The sequence below is a fragment of the Vicinamibacterales bacterium genome, assembly GCA_036504215.1.
GTDB lineage: Bacteria > Acidobacteriota > Vicinamibacteria > Vicinamibacterales > Fen-181 > FEN-299.
On record DASXVO010000056.1, the window covers coordinates 64624 to 79216 of the forward strand.

Consider the following 14593-nt stretch of genomic DNA (forward strand, 5'->3'; position numbering starts at 1 on the left):
CCTCAAGGCATCATGTCCGCGGGGCCGAGATACCGGGTCTTCCAGTTCCTCCCGCGATTCGAGCGAATGGGGCTGTCCCCGGTGGTTGCCGTCATGCAGGGCGCGAGGTCCACGCGGCGCTCGGTCCACAGCGCAAACCTCGCGCCGCCCGTGCGCGCCGCGCACCGGATTGTCCTCGGGTTTCAGCGTCACGTCTTCATGGCGCAGGTCTTGGCACGCTTCAGTGCCTTCGACCGCATCTTCGTCTACCGCCTTCCGATGCCCGCCTGGGCGGGCCGCTATCTGTCGCGACACAAGGCGCGGATCATCTTCGACTTCGACGATGCGATCGATCGGCCGGAGGACGAAGGCGCGCTCCACGCGTTGCGGGCACGCGTGTTGCGGCGAGGCCTCGAGACCGCCATCCGGAACTGTGCCGTCACAGTGACCTCCAATCAGCGGAACGCCAGCGTCGTGCGCGAGTTGGGCGGACGCGCGGTCGTCGTGCCGACGTGTGTCGACCTCGCTGCCGCGCGTTGCCGCGATCGGGAGACGCTCGGGACGCCACGTGCGGTGATCGGGTGGATGGGGTCTCCATCCACGGCACGCTACCTGTGTGAAATCGAAGAGCCGCTGGTGCGCGCGAGCAGCCAGCGACGGATGTGCATCCGTCTGGTCGGCGCCGGACGGAATCCGTTCGCGCGTCTGGCAGTCGACGTGCGCCCGTGGTCGCTCGACCGCGAGGCGGATGACATCTGCTCCTTCGACGTCGGTCTCATGCCGATGCCCGACACCGCATGGACCCGGGGCAAGGCGGCGCTCAAGGCGCTGCAATACGGGGCCGCGGGCGTGCCCACGGTTGCGTCGTGGACCGACACGAACGCCGAGATTCTGGGCGACGGCGATGGCGCGCTCCTCTGCCGCACCGCCGACGAGTGGTTCGCGGCGTTGTCGCGTGTGCTCGACGACGCCGCGTTTCGGGCGGCACATGCTGAGCGGGGGCGGGAGCGAGTAGCCGAGCGCTATTCGCTCGACATCATGGCGCCCCGGCTGTTCCGGGTGATCACCGACGCGGCCGGGATCGATCCGTGATGCCTTCGACGGGCGCGGCAATCCTCTATTTCGCCTCCGTCTACTGGGACGACCCGCTGATCGTCACGCAACAGGTCGCCATTCAGTTGGCCCGTCGCGGCCCGATCCTCTACGTCGAACCGCCTCCCTGCTCCGTCTACCTGCGGCAGCCCGCGCGAAATCGACGATGGTTGCGCGCCGGTCGAGCCCCGCGCCGCATCACGGACGGCTTGCACGTCTACACTCCGCCTCCCGTCCTGCCCTTCAAGACGCGCGTGGCCGTCTTCAACGCGGCCAGCCAGGCGTGGGTGACGCCGTTCGTTCGCCGCGCGATGCGCACCGTTGGCATCGACCGTCCCGTGCTGTTCACGTATCTCCCGCACCTGTACGCCTCCGTCGGCCGGTACGATGAACGACTCGTCTGCTACTACTGCATCGACAATATGGGGGCGCTGACCCGCGCCATCGACCCCGCCATCGTTGCCGGCTACGAGCGACGGCTCCTGGCGCGGACGGATGTTGCATTGACGACGTCGCGCGGGTTGGCCGAGAAACTCGGACCGCTGCATCGCCGGATCCAGGTCGTTCCGAGCGGCACCGACGCGGATCTCTACGCCCGCGCGCTGGACGCTGGCACCGTCGTCGCGCCGGAACTGACCGGCCTGCCCGGCCCGGTGATCGGCTTCAGCGGTGCGGTTGACTTCCGTCTCGATCAGGACCTGATCTCCGAGGCGGCACGCCGTCGCCCCTCGTGGTCGTTCGTGTTCGTCGGACCACGACGTACCTCGGTCGGCCGGCTCGCAGCGCACCCGAACATCCGATTCATTCCGCCGCAGCCGCAGTCGGCGTTGCCCGCCCTGTTCAAGGGATTCACCGTCGCTCTCATCCCGTACCGGCGCGGACCGCTCGTGGATTTCATCTATCCCACGAAGCTCAACGACTATCTTGCGGCAGGAGTGCCTGTCGTCTCGACGCATCTTCCGGAACTCGAAGGTGTCCCGAACGACATCGTCGAGCAGGTGGGTGACGTCGGGGAACTGCTTCTCGCCATCGAGCGAGCGATGCCGACGCGCGTCGATGAGGCGCACCGGGCGCGGCGTGTGGAGTTCGCGCGCTCCAACAGCTGGGAATGTCGCGCGCGTGCGATTGCCGCCGCCATCGACCGCGCGTTGGCGGGCTGACACCCCACGTGGAACTCGCACCTTCGGCCGCCAATCCACGAGGACTCCATGCCCGACCTGGCTGTTTCGAATCCCGACTCGAGGTCGTTCGACCCGGCCCGACGCCCTGCACCCGCGACGGAGCGTCGCAGGCATGAGCGCATCGGAGGGATCCGTCGCTCAGGGGGCCGACGAACGAGAGGAAGAATCATCATGGCGGTCGACGTCGGGATTCTGTCTGCCCTCTCTCCGATGATCATCGGCTGCAGCGCGGGCGGCACGGCGCCGGGGGGCAGCCGCGTCGACACGCCGGCGGTGGCCACTGCGTCGGGCGCGCCGCCAATGGTGTTCACCCGCTACGTGGACCAGACCGAGGGGGCCTTCCTGGTGATGGTTCCCAAGGGCTGGAGCATCAGCGGCGGCATGGTGCGCCTGAACCCGCTCAGTGCCTCAGGCGGCGTGGGCAATGCCACCGAGGCGAAGATCGATTTCGCCATTCAGCGCGAGCGCGAAGGGCGGGTGGCTATCCGCTGGCTGCCGAAGATCAACTACGCTCAGCCGTCGCCCTACAACGCCATGCTGGGCGGCAACTGGAACGGTATGCCCGTCGTGGCGATGCCGCGGCCCGCGGAATACCTGATGCGCATGCTCTTCCCGAGGCTGAGGCCCGGCGCGCAGAACGTCCAGGTGCTGGAGACGCAGGATCGGCCCGATGTCGTGGCCGCGCTGAACCAACTCCCTGTGGCGCGCACCATGCGCGCACAGGGTGCCCGCTATGTCGCGACGGCGTCCACCGTGCGGGTCGCCTACACCGAGGGCGGCATCCGCTATCAGGAACTGCTCTTCGTGGCGCTGGAGGGTTACCAGTACATGGGAGCCGCCCTGTGGGCCAATCCGTTCACCATCGTGGCGCGGGCTCCAGATGCCGAATACGCGAGCTATGGGAAGGTCGCCAAGGTGGTCATCAACTCCTTCGCCCTCAACCCCGGCTGGCTGCAGGCCGAGATGCAGGGCCAGATTCAACGCAGCCGGATCGTGGAGGACACGCTCCGCGACATCTCCCGGATCGACGCCGAGATCGCCCGCTCGCGTTCCGACACCATGTCCCGAATCAACCAGGACCAGTACCTCACGCTGACCAACCAGGAACGCTACGTGAATCCCCACACCGGCCGCGAGGAACTGGGCTCCAACGAATGGAAGCACCGGTGGCAGAACAGCGCGGGCGAGGTGATCTACGCCGACGACGGGAACTGGGATCCCAATCTCGACTCCAACCTGCGAGTGTCGGGATTCCAGCGCTCGCCGGTGAGGTCGCGCTGAGCGTGTCGGGCGGTGGACAGCCGCGCGCGACCGCTCGAACCGCGACGCGAGTGGGCTCTGGATACGGGGGCGGTCGATCGGCAACGCCCAGCGTCGGTCCGTCCGGCACGTCGGTCCGTCCGGCTTGACGCTGACTGGCGCGGTCCGTACTATAGGCTAGGCATTCTGACCGGCACACCTCCTGTCGGCCGATCCTCTCGCTGACGATTCACGGCAGCGTGAGCGGGTCGGTGCCTCCCCGCCGACAGTGTGACCTGGAGCGCCGAGACCCGACCGCCGGTCCGGCGGGTCCTTCAACGCTTCGAAGCTCACGATGCGCGTGGCAAACGTCATCACAAGGCTGAACATCGGCGGCGCCTCAGCACCGGTGATTTCGCTCGCGGTCGGCTTCCGGTCGAGGGGACACGACAGTCTGCTGATCGTCGGGACACCGGACCCAGGGGAGGGGACGCTCGAGGCAGAAGCCGCCAGGGCCGGCGCCCGCATCGTGAGGCTGCCCAGCCTTTGTCGGAGCCCGCACGTCGGCCGCGACGCGCTGGCGTTGTGGAGGCTCCAGGCGATTTTCGCCGACTTCGAGCCGGACGTGGTGGCGACGCACACCTCGAAGGCCGGCGTCATCGGTCGGTTGGCCGCGCGTTGGGCCGGGACGCGGGTGGTCGTCCACACTCATCACGGCAAGGGCTTCGATGTGTTTCCGCGCGGTTGGCGACGGACTTCCGTGCTGGCTATCGAGCGTCGGCTTGCCGGTCTGAGCGACCACATCGTCGTCAGTCCCAGGCAGCGGGACGAACTGGTCGACCTGGGTGTCGTACCGGCGCGGCGGTCGCGGGTGATTCGGTACGGGATCGATCTGAAACCGTTTGTTGCGGCGCCGGCAGCGGGCCAGCCCCTGCGCCGTGAACTCGGTGTGCCGGATGACGCCTTGCTGGTGGCCGTCGTCGGCCGCGTGGTCGCGATCAAGGGGCAGGATGTATTCCTGCGGGCGTGCGCGCGGTTCGTCGGGCGATGCCCGAGCGCCCGGGTCGTCCTGGTCGGGGACGGTGCGTTTCGGCCCGAGTGCGAACGGCTGTCACGAGAACTCGGTCTGGCAGACCGGGTGTTCTTTCTCGGCTGGCGTCGTGACATCCCGGCGATCATGCACTCGGTCGATGTCGTGGCGCTCCCGACGGTGCGGGAGTTCGAGGGCACGCCGGTCGCGCTGATCGAGGCGCTCGCCGCCGCCCGCGCGGTCGTGGCGAGCGATGTGGGTGGTGTGGCCGATCTCGTCGAGCACGGTGTGACCGGCCTGCTCGTCCCGGCCGGCAGGCCCGAGGCGCTCGCCGCGGCCATCGAGCACCTGCTCGGCCACCCACGGGCGCGTACGGCGATGGGCGAGGCCGGACGCTGCCGCGCCAGCGAGTGGCATTCGCTCGAACACATGGTGAATGAAACCGAGCAGTACTATCGTGAGCTCCTGGAGGCAGCCGATTAGATGTCGATGATTGCCGTGACGGCCCTGGCGTTCGCGTTTGCCGTGTCGGTGGGGCTCACGGTCCTCGTGCGTTTCGTCGCGAGACGACGTGGGTTCGTGGCGCATCCGCGAGCCGACCGCTGGCACCGCCGCCCGACAGCGCTGCTCGGCGGCATCGCCATCGCGCTCGGATTCGCCGTGCCGGTCCTGTCGTTCGGGCAGATCCACGACGTCGGCCCGATTGTCGGCTTGTCGCTGCTCGTGGCCGGGCTGGGCCTCATCGACGATCTGTTTCGGCTCGGTCCGGGGACCAAGCTCGTGTCCCAGACGGTCATCGCGGCCGCCGCCCTGTTCCTCGGGTATCGCCTCGGCTGGACCGGTTCGTTGACGGTGGACTCGCTCCTGACGGTGGTCTGGCTCGTCGGGTTGGCCAACGCGTTCAATCTCCTCGACAACATGGATGGTCTTGCCGCCGGCGTCGCGGCGATCGGCGCCGCGGGCTATCTCGTTCTCGCGGTCACGAGCGGCACGCCCGCGGACGTCGTGATGCTGAGCGCGCTCGTCGGTGCGACGCTCGGCTTCCTCGTGTTCAACGTCCACCCGGCGTCGATCTTCATGGGCGACACAGGGAGCCTGTTCCTCGGCTTCACGGTTGCGCTCCTCGCGACGAGACTGGGTCCGGGTCTCGGCGCGGGAGGCGCGTCGGCGATCATCGTGCCGGTGGCTGTGCTGTCCGTACCGATCTTCGACACGACGCTCGTCACCTTCATCCGCAGTCTGGCCGGCCGTCCCATTTCCGCCGGAGGGCGCGATCACTCGTCACACCGGCTCGTGGCCCTCGGTCTGCCGGAACAGAGAGCCGTGCTCGTGCTCTATGGCTGCGCGGCCGCGGCGGCGGTCGCAGGACTGTCGGGGTTCTACCTCGACGTGACGCACGCCAACATCCTGCTGGGCCTCTTCACGGTCGGCCTGGCCTTCTTCGGCGTCGAACTGGCGCACGTGCGGGTCTACAACCCTGCGGATTTGGTGAACGGGCCGAGACACGGTGTGGTACTGGTCCTGAAGACATTCAACTCATCGCTGCACTTCCTCGACGTCCTGCTCGACATCTGCATCACGACGCTGGCCTACTACACGGCATATCGTGTCCGGTTCAGGGATCCCGCATTCGTCCTGTATTTCCCGCTCTTCCTTCACTCGCTGCCCCTCGTCGTGGCCACGACTGTCGCATCGCTCTGGGCGGTGGGGGCGTACCGCGGGCGGTGGCGGCACTTCGGTCTGCGTGACGCCGCCGTGCTGGTGAGGGGCACCGCCCTTGCCGCGTTCGCGTCGGTGACGGCCGTCTCGTACCTCTACCGGTTCGAGCGGTACTCGCGTGGCGTCTTCGTGATCTCCGCGGTGCTCACGCTGATCCTGCTGTCTGTCGGACGGGCGTCCTTCGCCTGGGTACACCGGCTCGCGCGCCGCGTCCGCCGCGCGAGGGAACGGGTCGTTCTGTACGGCGCCGGCGCAACGGGTGAGGCCGCGTTGCGGGAGGCGCGATCCGGCCGGGCGGCGCTCGACGTGGTCGGCGTGATGGACGACGCATCGGACGGTCGGGAACGACGCCTGCAGGGCGTTCGCATGTTGGGCGGGTTCGACGCGTTGATTGAGACCGTCGGGCGGCAGGGTGTGGATGGCGTGATCCTCGCCACGTCGCGGCTCGACGCCGCCAGGCTCGAGATTCTCTGCGCCGCGTGCGCCGAACGTGATGTTTTCCTGCTGAGATACCGGTCAGGTTTCGAGAGCATCCTGACCGATGGTCATGAGACCGGCCCGACCGGAAGAGAACCCGGCGAGAATTCCGACGAGGTGTCCGTTGGCGCTCCTTCGTGATTGGTCTGCGCGCGTGGCGCGCCTCGTGCTCGTGCTCTGGCTGTGGCCCAGTCCCGCCGTTGCCGCTGCTGTCGCGGAACCTGGCGCGCGCTCCGACGCGACCGCATCGGGCCGGCAGCGCCCGGACCTCGTGCTGATCCTGGTCGACGCCCTCCGGGCGGACCGTCTCTCTGTCTCCGGCTACGGCCGGCCGACCACGCCACGCCTCGATCGGCGGCGGTCGGAGCTGCGCTGGTTCACCGACGCGGTCACGCACGCGACGCACACCGTTCCATCTGTCGCCTCGCTCTTCGTGGGTGTTCCGCCCCGGCTCCACAAGATCCAGTGGGACCCCCGGACCAGGTCCTTTCCGCCGAACGGGCAGCATCCGCGGCTCGAGACGTCGCTCCCAACGCTGCCCGAGGTGCTGAGTGCCGCTGGCTACGACACGCGGGCCTTCGTGGGCAATCCCTGGATCACCGAGGAGAACCGCTTCAACCGCGGATTCGGGGTCTTCGAAGGCTGGCGTGCATGGGATCGGGACGGGACGAACGACGACAAGGCGATCCTCGAGACTGTCGCCTCAGTGCTCGAGGCGTCGTCCGAACGCCCTCGGTTCGTGTACGCCCACCTGATGAGCGTGCACAGTCCGTACGACAAGGGGCACCGCGAGCTGGTGCGCGAGATGGGCGTGGACCGCTTCGTGAACGGCCTGAGGGAGGCATCACCGCGTGATATCACCTTCATGAGCGATGTCTACGACTCCGATGTGCTCTACGTGGACGGCCTCGTGGGCGGGCTGCTCGACGCGCTCTCGGCTCGCGCCGGGTCACGTCCGGTGGCCGTGTGCGTGTTCGGCGACCATGGTGAGGAGTTCCACGAGCACGGAGGGTTCGGGCACAATACGACCCTCTTCCAGGAGCTCGTCCAGGTGCCCGTTCTCTTCTGGGGACCGGGCCTGGTGGACCGAACGGGGCCGTCGGACTACCCGTTCGAGCTCATCGACGTGCGGCGGATCTTCACCGCGCTGGCCGGCGTGTCGGACGACGCGGCCGTGGGGCTCGTCTCCTCCGTGCTGCCGGCGCCGCCGACCCCGGGCGAGCGGCTTCGCGCGATCGAGCTGGACGCGCAGAAGGCGCTCTATCTCCGGCCATGGAAGTACATCGTGACGCGGGAACCCTTCGAGGAGCGGCTCTACAACCTGGCGGTGGACGGGACGGAACGCGTGAACCGCGTCGTCGTGGACGCCGAGATGGCGGCGAAGCTTCGTACGATCGCTCAGCGCCTGTGGCCGGAACTTCCCTACCCGGCCGTCGATCCCGCCGCGCCGTCCCTGTTCGTGCGGCTGGCGTGCGTGTCCGGCGTGGTGAGCGTTGTGATCCTTCTGGTCCTCCTTCGTCGGCTCTAGCGCCGAACGGCCCGAAATCACTCGGGGAACGGTTGTCGGCCCCGGTTGCGTACATCCCGCCATCCATCGATCACACCCCGGATGAGCGCCCTGGCGAGAGACAGCCGGCCCTCGAGGCTCGCCCGCAAGACGCGGAACGACACGTCCGCGCACTCGTAGGCCAGGAACGCCGCGTAGACGGGTCGGCCGCGCTTGAACTTCCGCACGAATCGGTGACGGTTCCTGACGAAGTAGTACATCGCCAGAGGGGCGGCCGGGCCACCCGTCGCGCTGCTCTCACGATGGCGGACGACGGCGCCGGGTGCGATCCACAGTTCCCAGCCGGCGGCCCGGGCGCGGACGGCGAAATCCATGTCCTCGCAGTAGAGGAAATAGTCGTCGTCCAGGTACCCCACGTCCTCGACGGCCGACCGGGGCAACAGCAGGCAGGATCCACTCAGCGCATCCACGCGAACGTCGCCGGACGGTGGAGCGGTGTGCAACCGACCCGTTGTCCGTCCACGCCACCACGAAATCGACGGCCCGCAACCCCTGAACGTCGCCGCGGTGTCCTCCGGCACGAGTCGGGGACCGATCAAGGCCCGGGGATGGCGCTGGCTGGCGGCGAGGAGGGTCGCAATCGCCCCGGGCTCGACGAAGGCATCCGGATTCAGCAAGAGGATTGCGTCACACACGGCGTGTAGGCACCAGCGGATCCCCGCGTTGGCGCCGCCCGTGAAGCCGAGATTCTCGGCGTGCCTGATCAGCGTGACCTGCGGATATCGGGCCTCGATGGTGTCGGCGGAACCGTCAGTCGACGCATTGTCGACCACGACCACCGCCGTAGGCGGCGCGGTGGAACGGAGCAGCGAGTCGAGGCATGCGGTGATGTAGCGGAGTCCGTTGAAGTTGACGATGACGACGCTGGCGCGCGGTGTGGGTGCGGTCGGGAGCCGGCTCATTCGGCGGGCTATCGATCGGATTGGCCCCGCCGGGCGATGGCCTGGACGGCGAGCATCAGCGCCATCCGCGCGTACAGTACGGCGCCAGCCACCGGCAGCGAGACCATCCGGAAGCGCGCCGCACGGTGCTTGACGAAGTACCGGTAGGCGCTGCGATGGAACGCGCGGATGGACAGCCCTGGCGCGTGGCGGCGGCTACGGCCGATACCGTGCGTCACGACCGCGGACGGGAGGTACACAACGCGCCAGCCGGCTTCCTTCAGCCGCTTGCACAAGTCCGCGTCTTCCCAGTAGAGGAAGAACTGCTCGTCCATGCCGCCGATCGTCTCGAAGGCGTGCGCGTTGACCGCCATGCACGTGCCAGCCACCCAGTCGACGTCGATCGGGCCCGCCGTCGAGGCGTCGGCCAGCAGGTCGTGCCTCGACAGGGGATTGTCCGGCCAGATCCGTGTGATGAGTGACGTACGACCCGCCAGGCCGGTCAGCATCGTCGGGAAGCGGCGAGCGGACCGTTGCACGGTGCCGCCGGGGGTCTGCACGCGCGCCCCGACGACCGCGGTATCGGCGTGCATCTCCAGGTAGTCAACCATCTGCTGTACCGAGCCCGGCTGGATGACGGTGTCCGGATTGAGGATCAGCAGGTGCCGTCCCTTGGCGACCCGCGCCCCGGCGTTGACCCCGGCCGAAAACCCAGGGTTCCTGTCGGTTGCGAACAACCGGATACGAGGATAGCGGGCGCGGACACGTTCGAGGTCAGGCTCCGACGAAGCGTGATCGATGACGACCACCTCCGCCCCGAGCTTCCCGTCGCTCGTGAGCGACGCGAGGCAGGCTTCCAGTTCGGCGTACGACTTGTAGTTGACAATGACGATCGAGACCAGTGGCGCCCGGTCAGCCGCCGCGGGGCCTGGCGTCACCGTGTCACCCGCATTTCCGTCAATGAGCGCTCCGGTCGGTCCCATTCGTCTCCACTCGTCCTCGGCTGAATGATACTGGAGGCGTCGGACGGTCACAACGGTATAGGTGATGGCGCGGTTTCAGACGCCCACCGGAGCCGGTCAGGAGACGACCTGCCTGAGGACCAGATCGAGACTGCCGATCGCCACGTCGACCCGCAGCTTGATCGGGATCCGCCGTTCGTCGGCCGAGATCCACACCGTCATCCTGCCGCCGACCGGGTGCCCCTGCTCGTCGAGGACGGTGGGCGTCACCCGCAGGGCAGTGACCGTGCCTGCCGGCGTCGTCACCGGCTCCGCGGTTCCAATGCCGAACGTCACGCGGTAGGTGGTGCCGCCGTCACACACCGGCATGGTCAGCCGCGACTGCGGCGCGAGCGGAACCGATCGCAGGGCGTACACCGCCGACAGGGCATCCTGCGTGTGGCGCGGAATCGCCACGACGGACTTGACGTTCGTAGTCGTCTGCACTTCGTATTCGGCCCGGTGGCCCAGATGGTCGAACCGGGTGATCCGCAGGCGGTGCCGTGCGCCCTCCTGGCTGTAGATCGAGCCCCGCTGGGGGAGCAACGCGTAGCAGTCGAGCAGCGTGTCGGCCTTGTAGTAGAGCGAGTGGAGCCGGGCCAGCAAGCCGACCGGTCGGCCCTCGGCGACGATGTAGTACGCCATCGATCCGAACGATGCCCGCCTCTCCTTGACGACCATGGTCGCCTCGCCGGCGGTGAGGTGACCCGACCAGGAGATGTCGTAGGTCAGCCGTTCGCCGGCCCGGAACGGCACCTTCGTGTCGGTTCTCGCCGGTAGCGGCAGAGGCTTCCTGGCCGGCTGAGCGGAGGACGGACTCGACGCCGGCTTCCGCGGCCGTCGAGTCTGAGCCTCCAGCGCGGCGAGTCCCGTCGCGAGCGCCAGCACGACCACGAGCGTTCGAGCGAGTCCGCGCGGCGTCGCGTTCCTCATCCTAGCGTCCGATCACACCATCGAGCGGGCTGCTCGCCGAGGCGTACATCTTCCGCGGGATCCGCCCGGCCAGGTACGCGAGTCGCCCGGCGTGGACCGCCAGCTTCATCGCCTCGGCCATGGCGACCGGTTCGCTGGCACCGGCAATCGCCGTGTTCATCAGGACGCCGTCGGCCCCCAGTTCCATCGCGAGCGCGGCGTCGGAGGCTGTGCCCACTCCTGCATCGACGATGACCGGCACCTGTACTTGTTCGCGGATGATCCGGATGTTGTTGGTGTTCTGGATGCCGAGTCCCGATCCGATCGGTGCGCCCAATGGCATGACGGCGGCGGCGCCGGCATCCACCAGTTTCCGGCACACGACGACGTCGTCGCTGACGTACGGGAGGACGATGAAGCCGTCCTTGACGAGCGCGCGTGTGGCCTCCAGGAGGGCCTCGTTGTCCGGGTAGAGGGTGCGTTCGTCGCCGATGACCTCGAGCTTGATCCAGTTCGAGAGGCCCGCCTCGCGCGCAAGGTGCGCCGTGCGGATCGCGTCGGCGGCGGTGTAACAGCCTGCCGTGTTCGGCAACAGCGCGTATCTCTTCGGGTCGATGTGGTCGAGCAGCGACTCGCGACTTCGGTCGCTGACGTTCACGCGTCGCACGGCAACCGTGACCATGGACGTGCCCGACGCTTCGAGCGCCCGCACCATCACCGGATACGACGAGTACTTACCGCTGCCGAGAATCAGTCGCGAGGACAACGTCTTGTCGCCGATGACGAGCGTGTCGGACATGAGCTTAGTCTCCGGACGGGGCGGCGCCGCCGCCCACGAAGTTGACGATTTCCAGTTGGTCACCCTCGCGAACCTCGACCTCGTCGAAGGTGGCACGCTTGAGCACCTTGAGATTGTGCTCGACGGCCACGCGTCTCGAATCGATGCCGAGCCTGGCAAGGAGCGCGGCGACCGACAACGGACCGGGCGTCTCGAACGGTTCACCGTTGAGCAGGATCTTCACGAAGAGACCTCGCAAATAATCGAGCGTACTGCCCGTACCGCGCAAAATCAAGCGGACCGGGGTCAGCGGGCAAGGATCAGGTCCGGCGTCAGATCCGGCGGTCGGTCCGCAGGAAGTCCACGCCGACACCGAGCGCGCCGGTCATCTGCCGCACCTGCTCCGTGCCGTCGGTCACCAGGTGGGCCGGGAGGCGCGGGTGCGGAGCTGGCCGGCTCAGCGCGCGTTGAATCGCAGCCTCATAGTCCTCGACCGCGCACTCCATCGTGTGGTGCGCGCTCCAGTACTCGCGGGCCGCGTGGCCGAGATCGCGACGCAGACTGGCGTCTGCTGCCAGCCGGCTCATCGCGAGACGCAGGGATTCGTCTTCGTCCAGAAGGTCGATCGCCACGGACACGGGACTGGCGTCCGATGGGCTACCGCCCCGGCGAGGGCCTCGGGCCGGGTCCGAGAACGCCGCCGGTCGCGGTCTCCAGGTCCGAGGGTCGAGGCAAGGCACATCGCCAGTATGGGCGAGGGCCGTGGTCACCGTCGGCTTGCCAACCGCGATCGCCCGAATCCACGTGCCGGACAGCTCGCGGCTGGTCGGCCAGCGCAGACAGAGGCACACATCGGCGGCGAGCACGTACGGCGCGAGGTCCTCGTCGGCCACATAACCGGCGATCCGCACACGGTCGTGGACGCCGAGCGCGCGGGCCTCTCCTTCCGCATCGTAGTACCCGGTCGTCCCGCCGGCGAGCAGGAGGTACGCGTCCGTGCCGTCGGCCACCAGGCGCGCCAGCGCCTGCAGGCCGGAACGGATCCGTTTCTCGCGGGTGACCAGGCCGAAGGCCGCAAACAGGACGCTCCCCTCGGGGATTCGGTGGCGGCGCCGGACCTCGGTGGCCGCGCGGACCGCCGCCTCGGTGACCGGGTCGATCATCCCGTGCCGGATCGTGGACACCTCGACGCCGTGCTCGCGCGTCAACTCGGCCGCCAGACAGGGTGCGTGAACCGCGACGAGCCGTGCGCTGCGGGCCACGAGGCGCACCATCGGCCAGAAGTAGTAGATCGTGTCGGCGAGGTCCGTGATGACGAGTTGCGTGAGATCGACGTGCGCCTCCGGATGGTTCGCGAGGAACTCGGCCTGGTAGTCCGCCACCCTCCCGGAGGTCAGCAGTGTCCGTGCGCGGGAATGGTGCAGGTGCCCGTCGTGCAGCACGACCAGGCCCGGATGACGGAACAGGTGCGGCCACATGAAGTCGTGGCACGCCGCGTTGCCGAGTTGATAGACGACCAGGTCGTACGGCGCCCGGAAGTGCTTCCACGCGAAGTCGAACGCGGAGAACACCGGGGGATGCGCGTCGGCGCGCGGCGTTGGCGGCGGCATCGGTGTCGTGAAGACGTCGATCGCGAAGCGAGGCGTCAATAGGGGGAGCAGCTCGGCATTGTACGCCGCAATGCCCGAGCGAGTCGGCGGCAGTGGGGTGAACCACGCGATGCGCGGCATCCGGATATTGTAACCGGGCGGCCCGGCAGACACCGAGCGCCACACTTCCGCTCGTTGACTTGCCCCGGTGCGTCCGATAGGATTGACGAGATTCCTGCTCTTCGAAACGAATCGGATTGGACGGCGGCGGTCAGCGCCCCTTTGGGAAACCGTTCACATGCAGGGTTGGCTTTCGATCCTCCTGTTGATGCTGCTCGGCGCGGCCTTTGGCGCAGGCTCGATCGTGCTGTCGGGCGTGCTGGGCCCGCGCAAACCCTCGCCCGAGAAGCTCGCGCCCTACGAGTGCGGCATGCCTCCGGTGTCGGACGCCCGCGAGCGTCATCCGATCAAGTTCTACCTGATCGCGATGATCTTCCTGCTGTTCGACATCGAGGTCGCGTTCCTGTATCCCTGGGCCATGGCGCTCCGCGACCTGCGATGGCCCGGGCTGGTGCAGATTGTCGTGTTCTTTGCGATTCTGGTGGCCGGTTACGCCTACGTGTGGAAGAAGGGCGCGCTCAACTGGGACAAACCATAGAAGCGAATCCATGGCTCTCGACATCGACATCCCCGTCCTGACGACGACCGTCGAGAAGATGGTGAACTGGGCGCGCAAGTCGTCGATCTGGCCCGTCACCTTCGGCCTCGCGTGCTGCGCGATCGAGATGATGGCGATGAGCGCGTCGCGCTACGACATCGCCCGTTTCGGCGCCGAGGTGTTCCGCGGATCGCCCCGTCAATCGGACCTGATGATCGTCGCCGGCCGCCTCTCCCGAAAGATGGCCCCGGCCCTGCGCCGGATCTACGACCAGATGCCGGAGCCCAAGTGGGTGATCTCGATGGGCGCCTGCGCGTCGGTGGGGGGCGTCTTCGACAACTACGCGATCGTGCAGGGGGTCGATCAGATCGTGCCGGTGGACGTCTTCGTACCCGGCTGCCCGCCGCGGCCCGAGTCGCTGATCTACGGCATCATCCAGCTGCAGAAGAAGATCAGCGAGTCGAAGCTGATTGTGAAGGCGGGGTAACGA

General features: G+C 67.8%; 14 protein-coding genes. 8 read left to right on the forward strand and 6 right to left on the reverse strand.

Annotated features, from left to right (window positions below; genetic code table 11):
* The first annotated feature begins 12 nt into the window (after window positions 1-12).
* The 6 genes from VGK32_16550 to VGK32_16575 all read left to right on the forward strand — a co-directional run bounded on the left by VGK32_16550 (window position 13) and on the right by VGK32_16575 (window position 8245).
* Window positions 13-1071 (forward strand): glycosyltransferase family 4 protein, encoded by a 1059-nt coding sequence (locus VGK32_16550; protein HEY3383384.1) that lies wholly within the window; start codon window positions 13-15, stop codon window positions 1069-1071.
* Entirely contained in the window at window positions 1071-2231 is a 1161-nt protein-coding gene (locus VGK32_16555; GenBank protein ID HEY3383385.1) for a glycosyltransferase, read from the forward strand. The genes VGK32_16550 and VGK32_16555 overlap by 1 nt, the downstream gene beginning before the upstream one ends.
* Before the next feature lie 192 nt (window positions 2232-2423).
* Complete coding sequence (locus VGK32_16560; protein HEY3383386.1) at window positions 2424-3533, forward strand: hypothetical protein; 1110 nt, start codon at window positions 2424-2426, stop codon at window positions 3531-3533.
* Between the two features lie 313 nt (window positions 3534-3846).
* Window positions 3847-5004: a glycosyltransferase gene (locus VGK32_16565; GenBank protein HEY3383387.1), complete on the forward strand. Its 1158-nt coding sequence runs from the start codon at window positions 3847-3849 to the stop codon at window positions 5002-5004.
* Complete coding sequence (locus tag VGK32_16570; protein HEY3383388.1) at window positions 5005-6858, forward strand: hypothetical protein; 1854 nt, start codon at window positions 5005-5007, stop codon at window positions 6856-6858.
* A complete protein-coding gene (locus VGK32_16575; GenBank protein HEY3383389.1) occupies window positions 6842-8245 on the forward strand; it encodes a sulfatase in 1404 nt (467 codons plus the stop codon). The genes VGK32_16570 and VGK32_16575 overlap by 17 nt, the downstream gene beginning before the upstream one ends.
* 17 nt (window positions 8246-8262) lie before the next feature.
* Here the strand turns inward: VGK32_16575 and VGK32_16580 are convergent, their stop codons facing one another.
* From VGK32_16580 to VGK32_16605, 6 genes are all read right to left on the reverse strand, one after another.
* Window positions 8263-9186 (reverse strand): glycosyltransferase family 2 protein, encoded by a 924-nt coding sequence (locus VGK32_16580; protein HEY3383390.1) that lies wholly within the window; start codon window positions 9184-9186, stop codon window positions 8263-8265.
* Window positions 9187-9194: 8 nt separating this feature from the next.
* Window positions 9195-10148, reverse strand: coding sequence for a glycosyltransferase family 2 protein (locus tag VGK32_16585; GenBank protein HEY3383391.1), 954 nt, complete (start codon window positions 10146-10148; stop codon window positions 9195-9197).
* Window positions 10149-10244: 96 nt separating this feature from the next.
* On the reverse strand, window positions 10245-11099 hold the full coding sequence (locus VGK32_16590) for a DUF3108 domain-containing protein (protein HEY3383392.1): 855 nt from the start codon (window positions 11097-11099) through the stop codon (window positions 10245-10247).
* Window position 11100: 1 nt separating this feature from the next.
* Window positions 11101-11877, reverse strand: a complete 777-nt coding sequence (locus tag VGK32_16595; GenBank protein HEY3383393.1) for a thiazole synthase — start codon at window positions 11875-11877, stop codon at window positions 11101-11103.
* Between the two features lie 4 nt (window positions 11878-11881).
* A complete protein-coding gene (gene thiS / locus VGK32_16600) occupies window positions 11882-12100 on the reverse strand; it encodes a sulfur carrier protein ThiS (protein HEY3383394.1) in 219 nt (72 codons plus the stop codon).
* An 88-nt stretch (window positions 12101-12188) separates the two neighbouring features.
* The gene (locus VGK32_16605) at window positions 12189-13586 is read right to left on the reverse strand and encodes a glycosyltransferase family 4 protein (GenBank protein ID HEY3383395.1); all 1398 of its coding nucleotides are present in this window, start codon (window positions 13584-13586) and stop codon (window positions 12189-12191) included.
* Window positions 13587-13743: 157 nt separating this feature from the next.
* Between VGK32_16605 and VGK32_16610 the strand changes: the two genes are divergently transcribed.
* Together VGK32_16610 and VGK32_16615 are read left to right on the forward strand one after the other, a co-directional pair.
* Window positions 13744-14103 (forward strand): NADH-quinone oxidoreductase subunit A, encoded by a 360-nt coding sequence (locus VGK32_16610; protein HEY3383396.1) that lies wholly within the window; start codon window positions 13744-13746, stop codon window positions 14101-14103.
* A 10-nt stretch (window positions 14104-14113) separates the two neighbouring features.
* On the forward strand, window positions 14114-14590 hold the full coding sequence (locus tag VGK32_16615; protein ID HEY3383397.1) for an NADH-quinone oxidoreductase subunit B family protein: 477 nt from the start codon (window positions 14114-14116) through the stop codon (window positions 14588-14590).
* The last annotated feature ends 3 nt before the right edge of the window (window positions 14591-14593 follow it).

Bases quoted from the DNA above. Each gene is read 5' to 3' on its own strand.
- VGK32_16580 (HEY3383390.1), bottom strand. From the start codon at position 9,186: ATGAGCCGGCTCCCGACCGCACCCACACCGCGCGCCAGCGTCGTCATC.
- VGK32_16570 (HEY3383388.1), top strand. From the start codon at position 5,005: ATGTCGATGATTGCCGTGACGGCCCTGGCGTTCGCGTTTGCCGTGTCG.
- VGK32_16560 (HEY3383386.1), top strand. From the start codon at position 2,424: ATGGCGGTCGACGTCGGGATTCTGTCTGCCCTCTCTCCGATGATCATC.
- VGK32_16585 (HEY3383391.1), bottom strand. From the start codon at position 10,148: ATGGGACCGACCGGAGCGCTCATTGACGGAAATGCGGGTGACACGGTG.
- VGK32_16615 (HEY3383397.1), top strand. From the start codon at position 14,114: ATGGCTCTCGACATCGACATCCCCGTCCTGACGACGACCGTCGAGAAG.
- VGK32_16555 (HEY3383385.1), top strand. From the start codon at position 1,071: ATGCCTTCGACGGGCGCGGCAATCCTCTATTTCGCCTCCGTCTACTGG.
- VGK32_16610 (HEY3383396.1), top strand. From the start codon at position 13,744: ATGCAGGGTTGGCTTTCGATCCTCCTGTTGATGCTGCTCGGCGCGGCC.
- VGK32_16605 (HEY3383395.1), bottom strand. From the start codon at position 13,586: ATGCCGCGCATCGCGTGGTTCACCCCACTGCCGCCGACTCGCTCGGGC.
- VGK32_16565 (HEY3383387.1), top strand. From the start codon at position 3,847: ATGCGCGTGGCAAACGTCATCACAAGGCTGAACATCGGCGGCGCCTCA.
- VGK32_16590 (HEY3383392.1), bottom strand. From the start codon at position 11,099: ATGAGGAACGCGACGCCGCGCGGACTCGCTCGAACGCTCGTGGTCGTG.
- VGK32_16550 (HEY3383384.1), top strand. From the start codon at position 13: ATGTCCGCGGGGCCGAGATACCGGGTCTTCCAGTTCCTCCCGCGATTC.
- VGK32_16595 (HEY3383393.1), bottom strand. From the start codon at position 11,877: ATGTCCGACACGCTCGTCATCGGCGACAAGACGTTGTCCTCGCGACTG.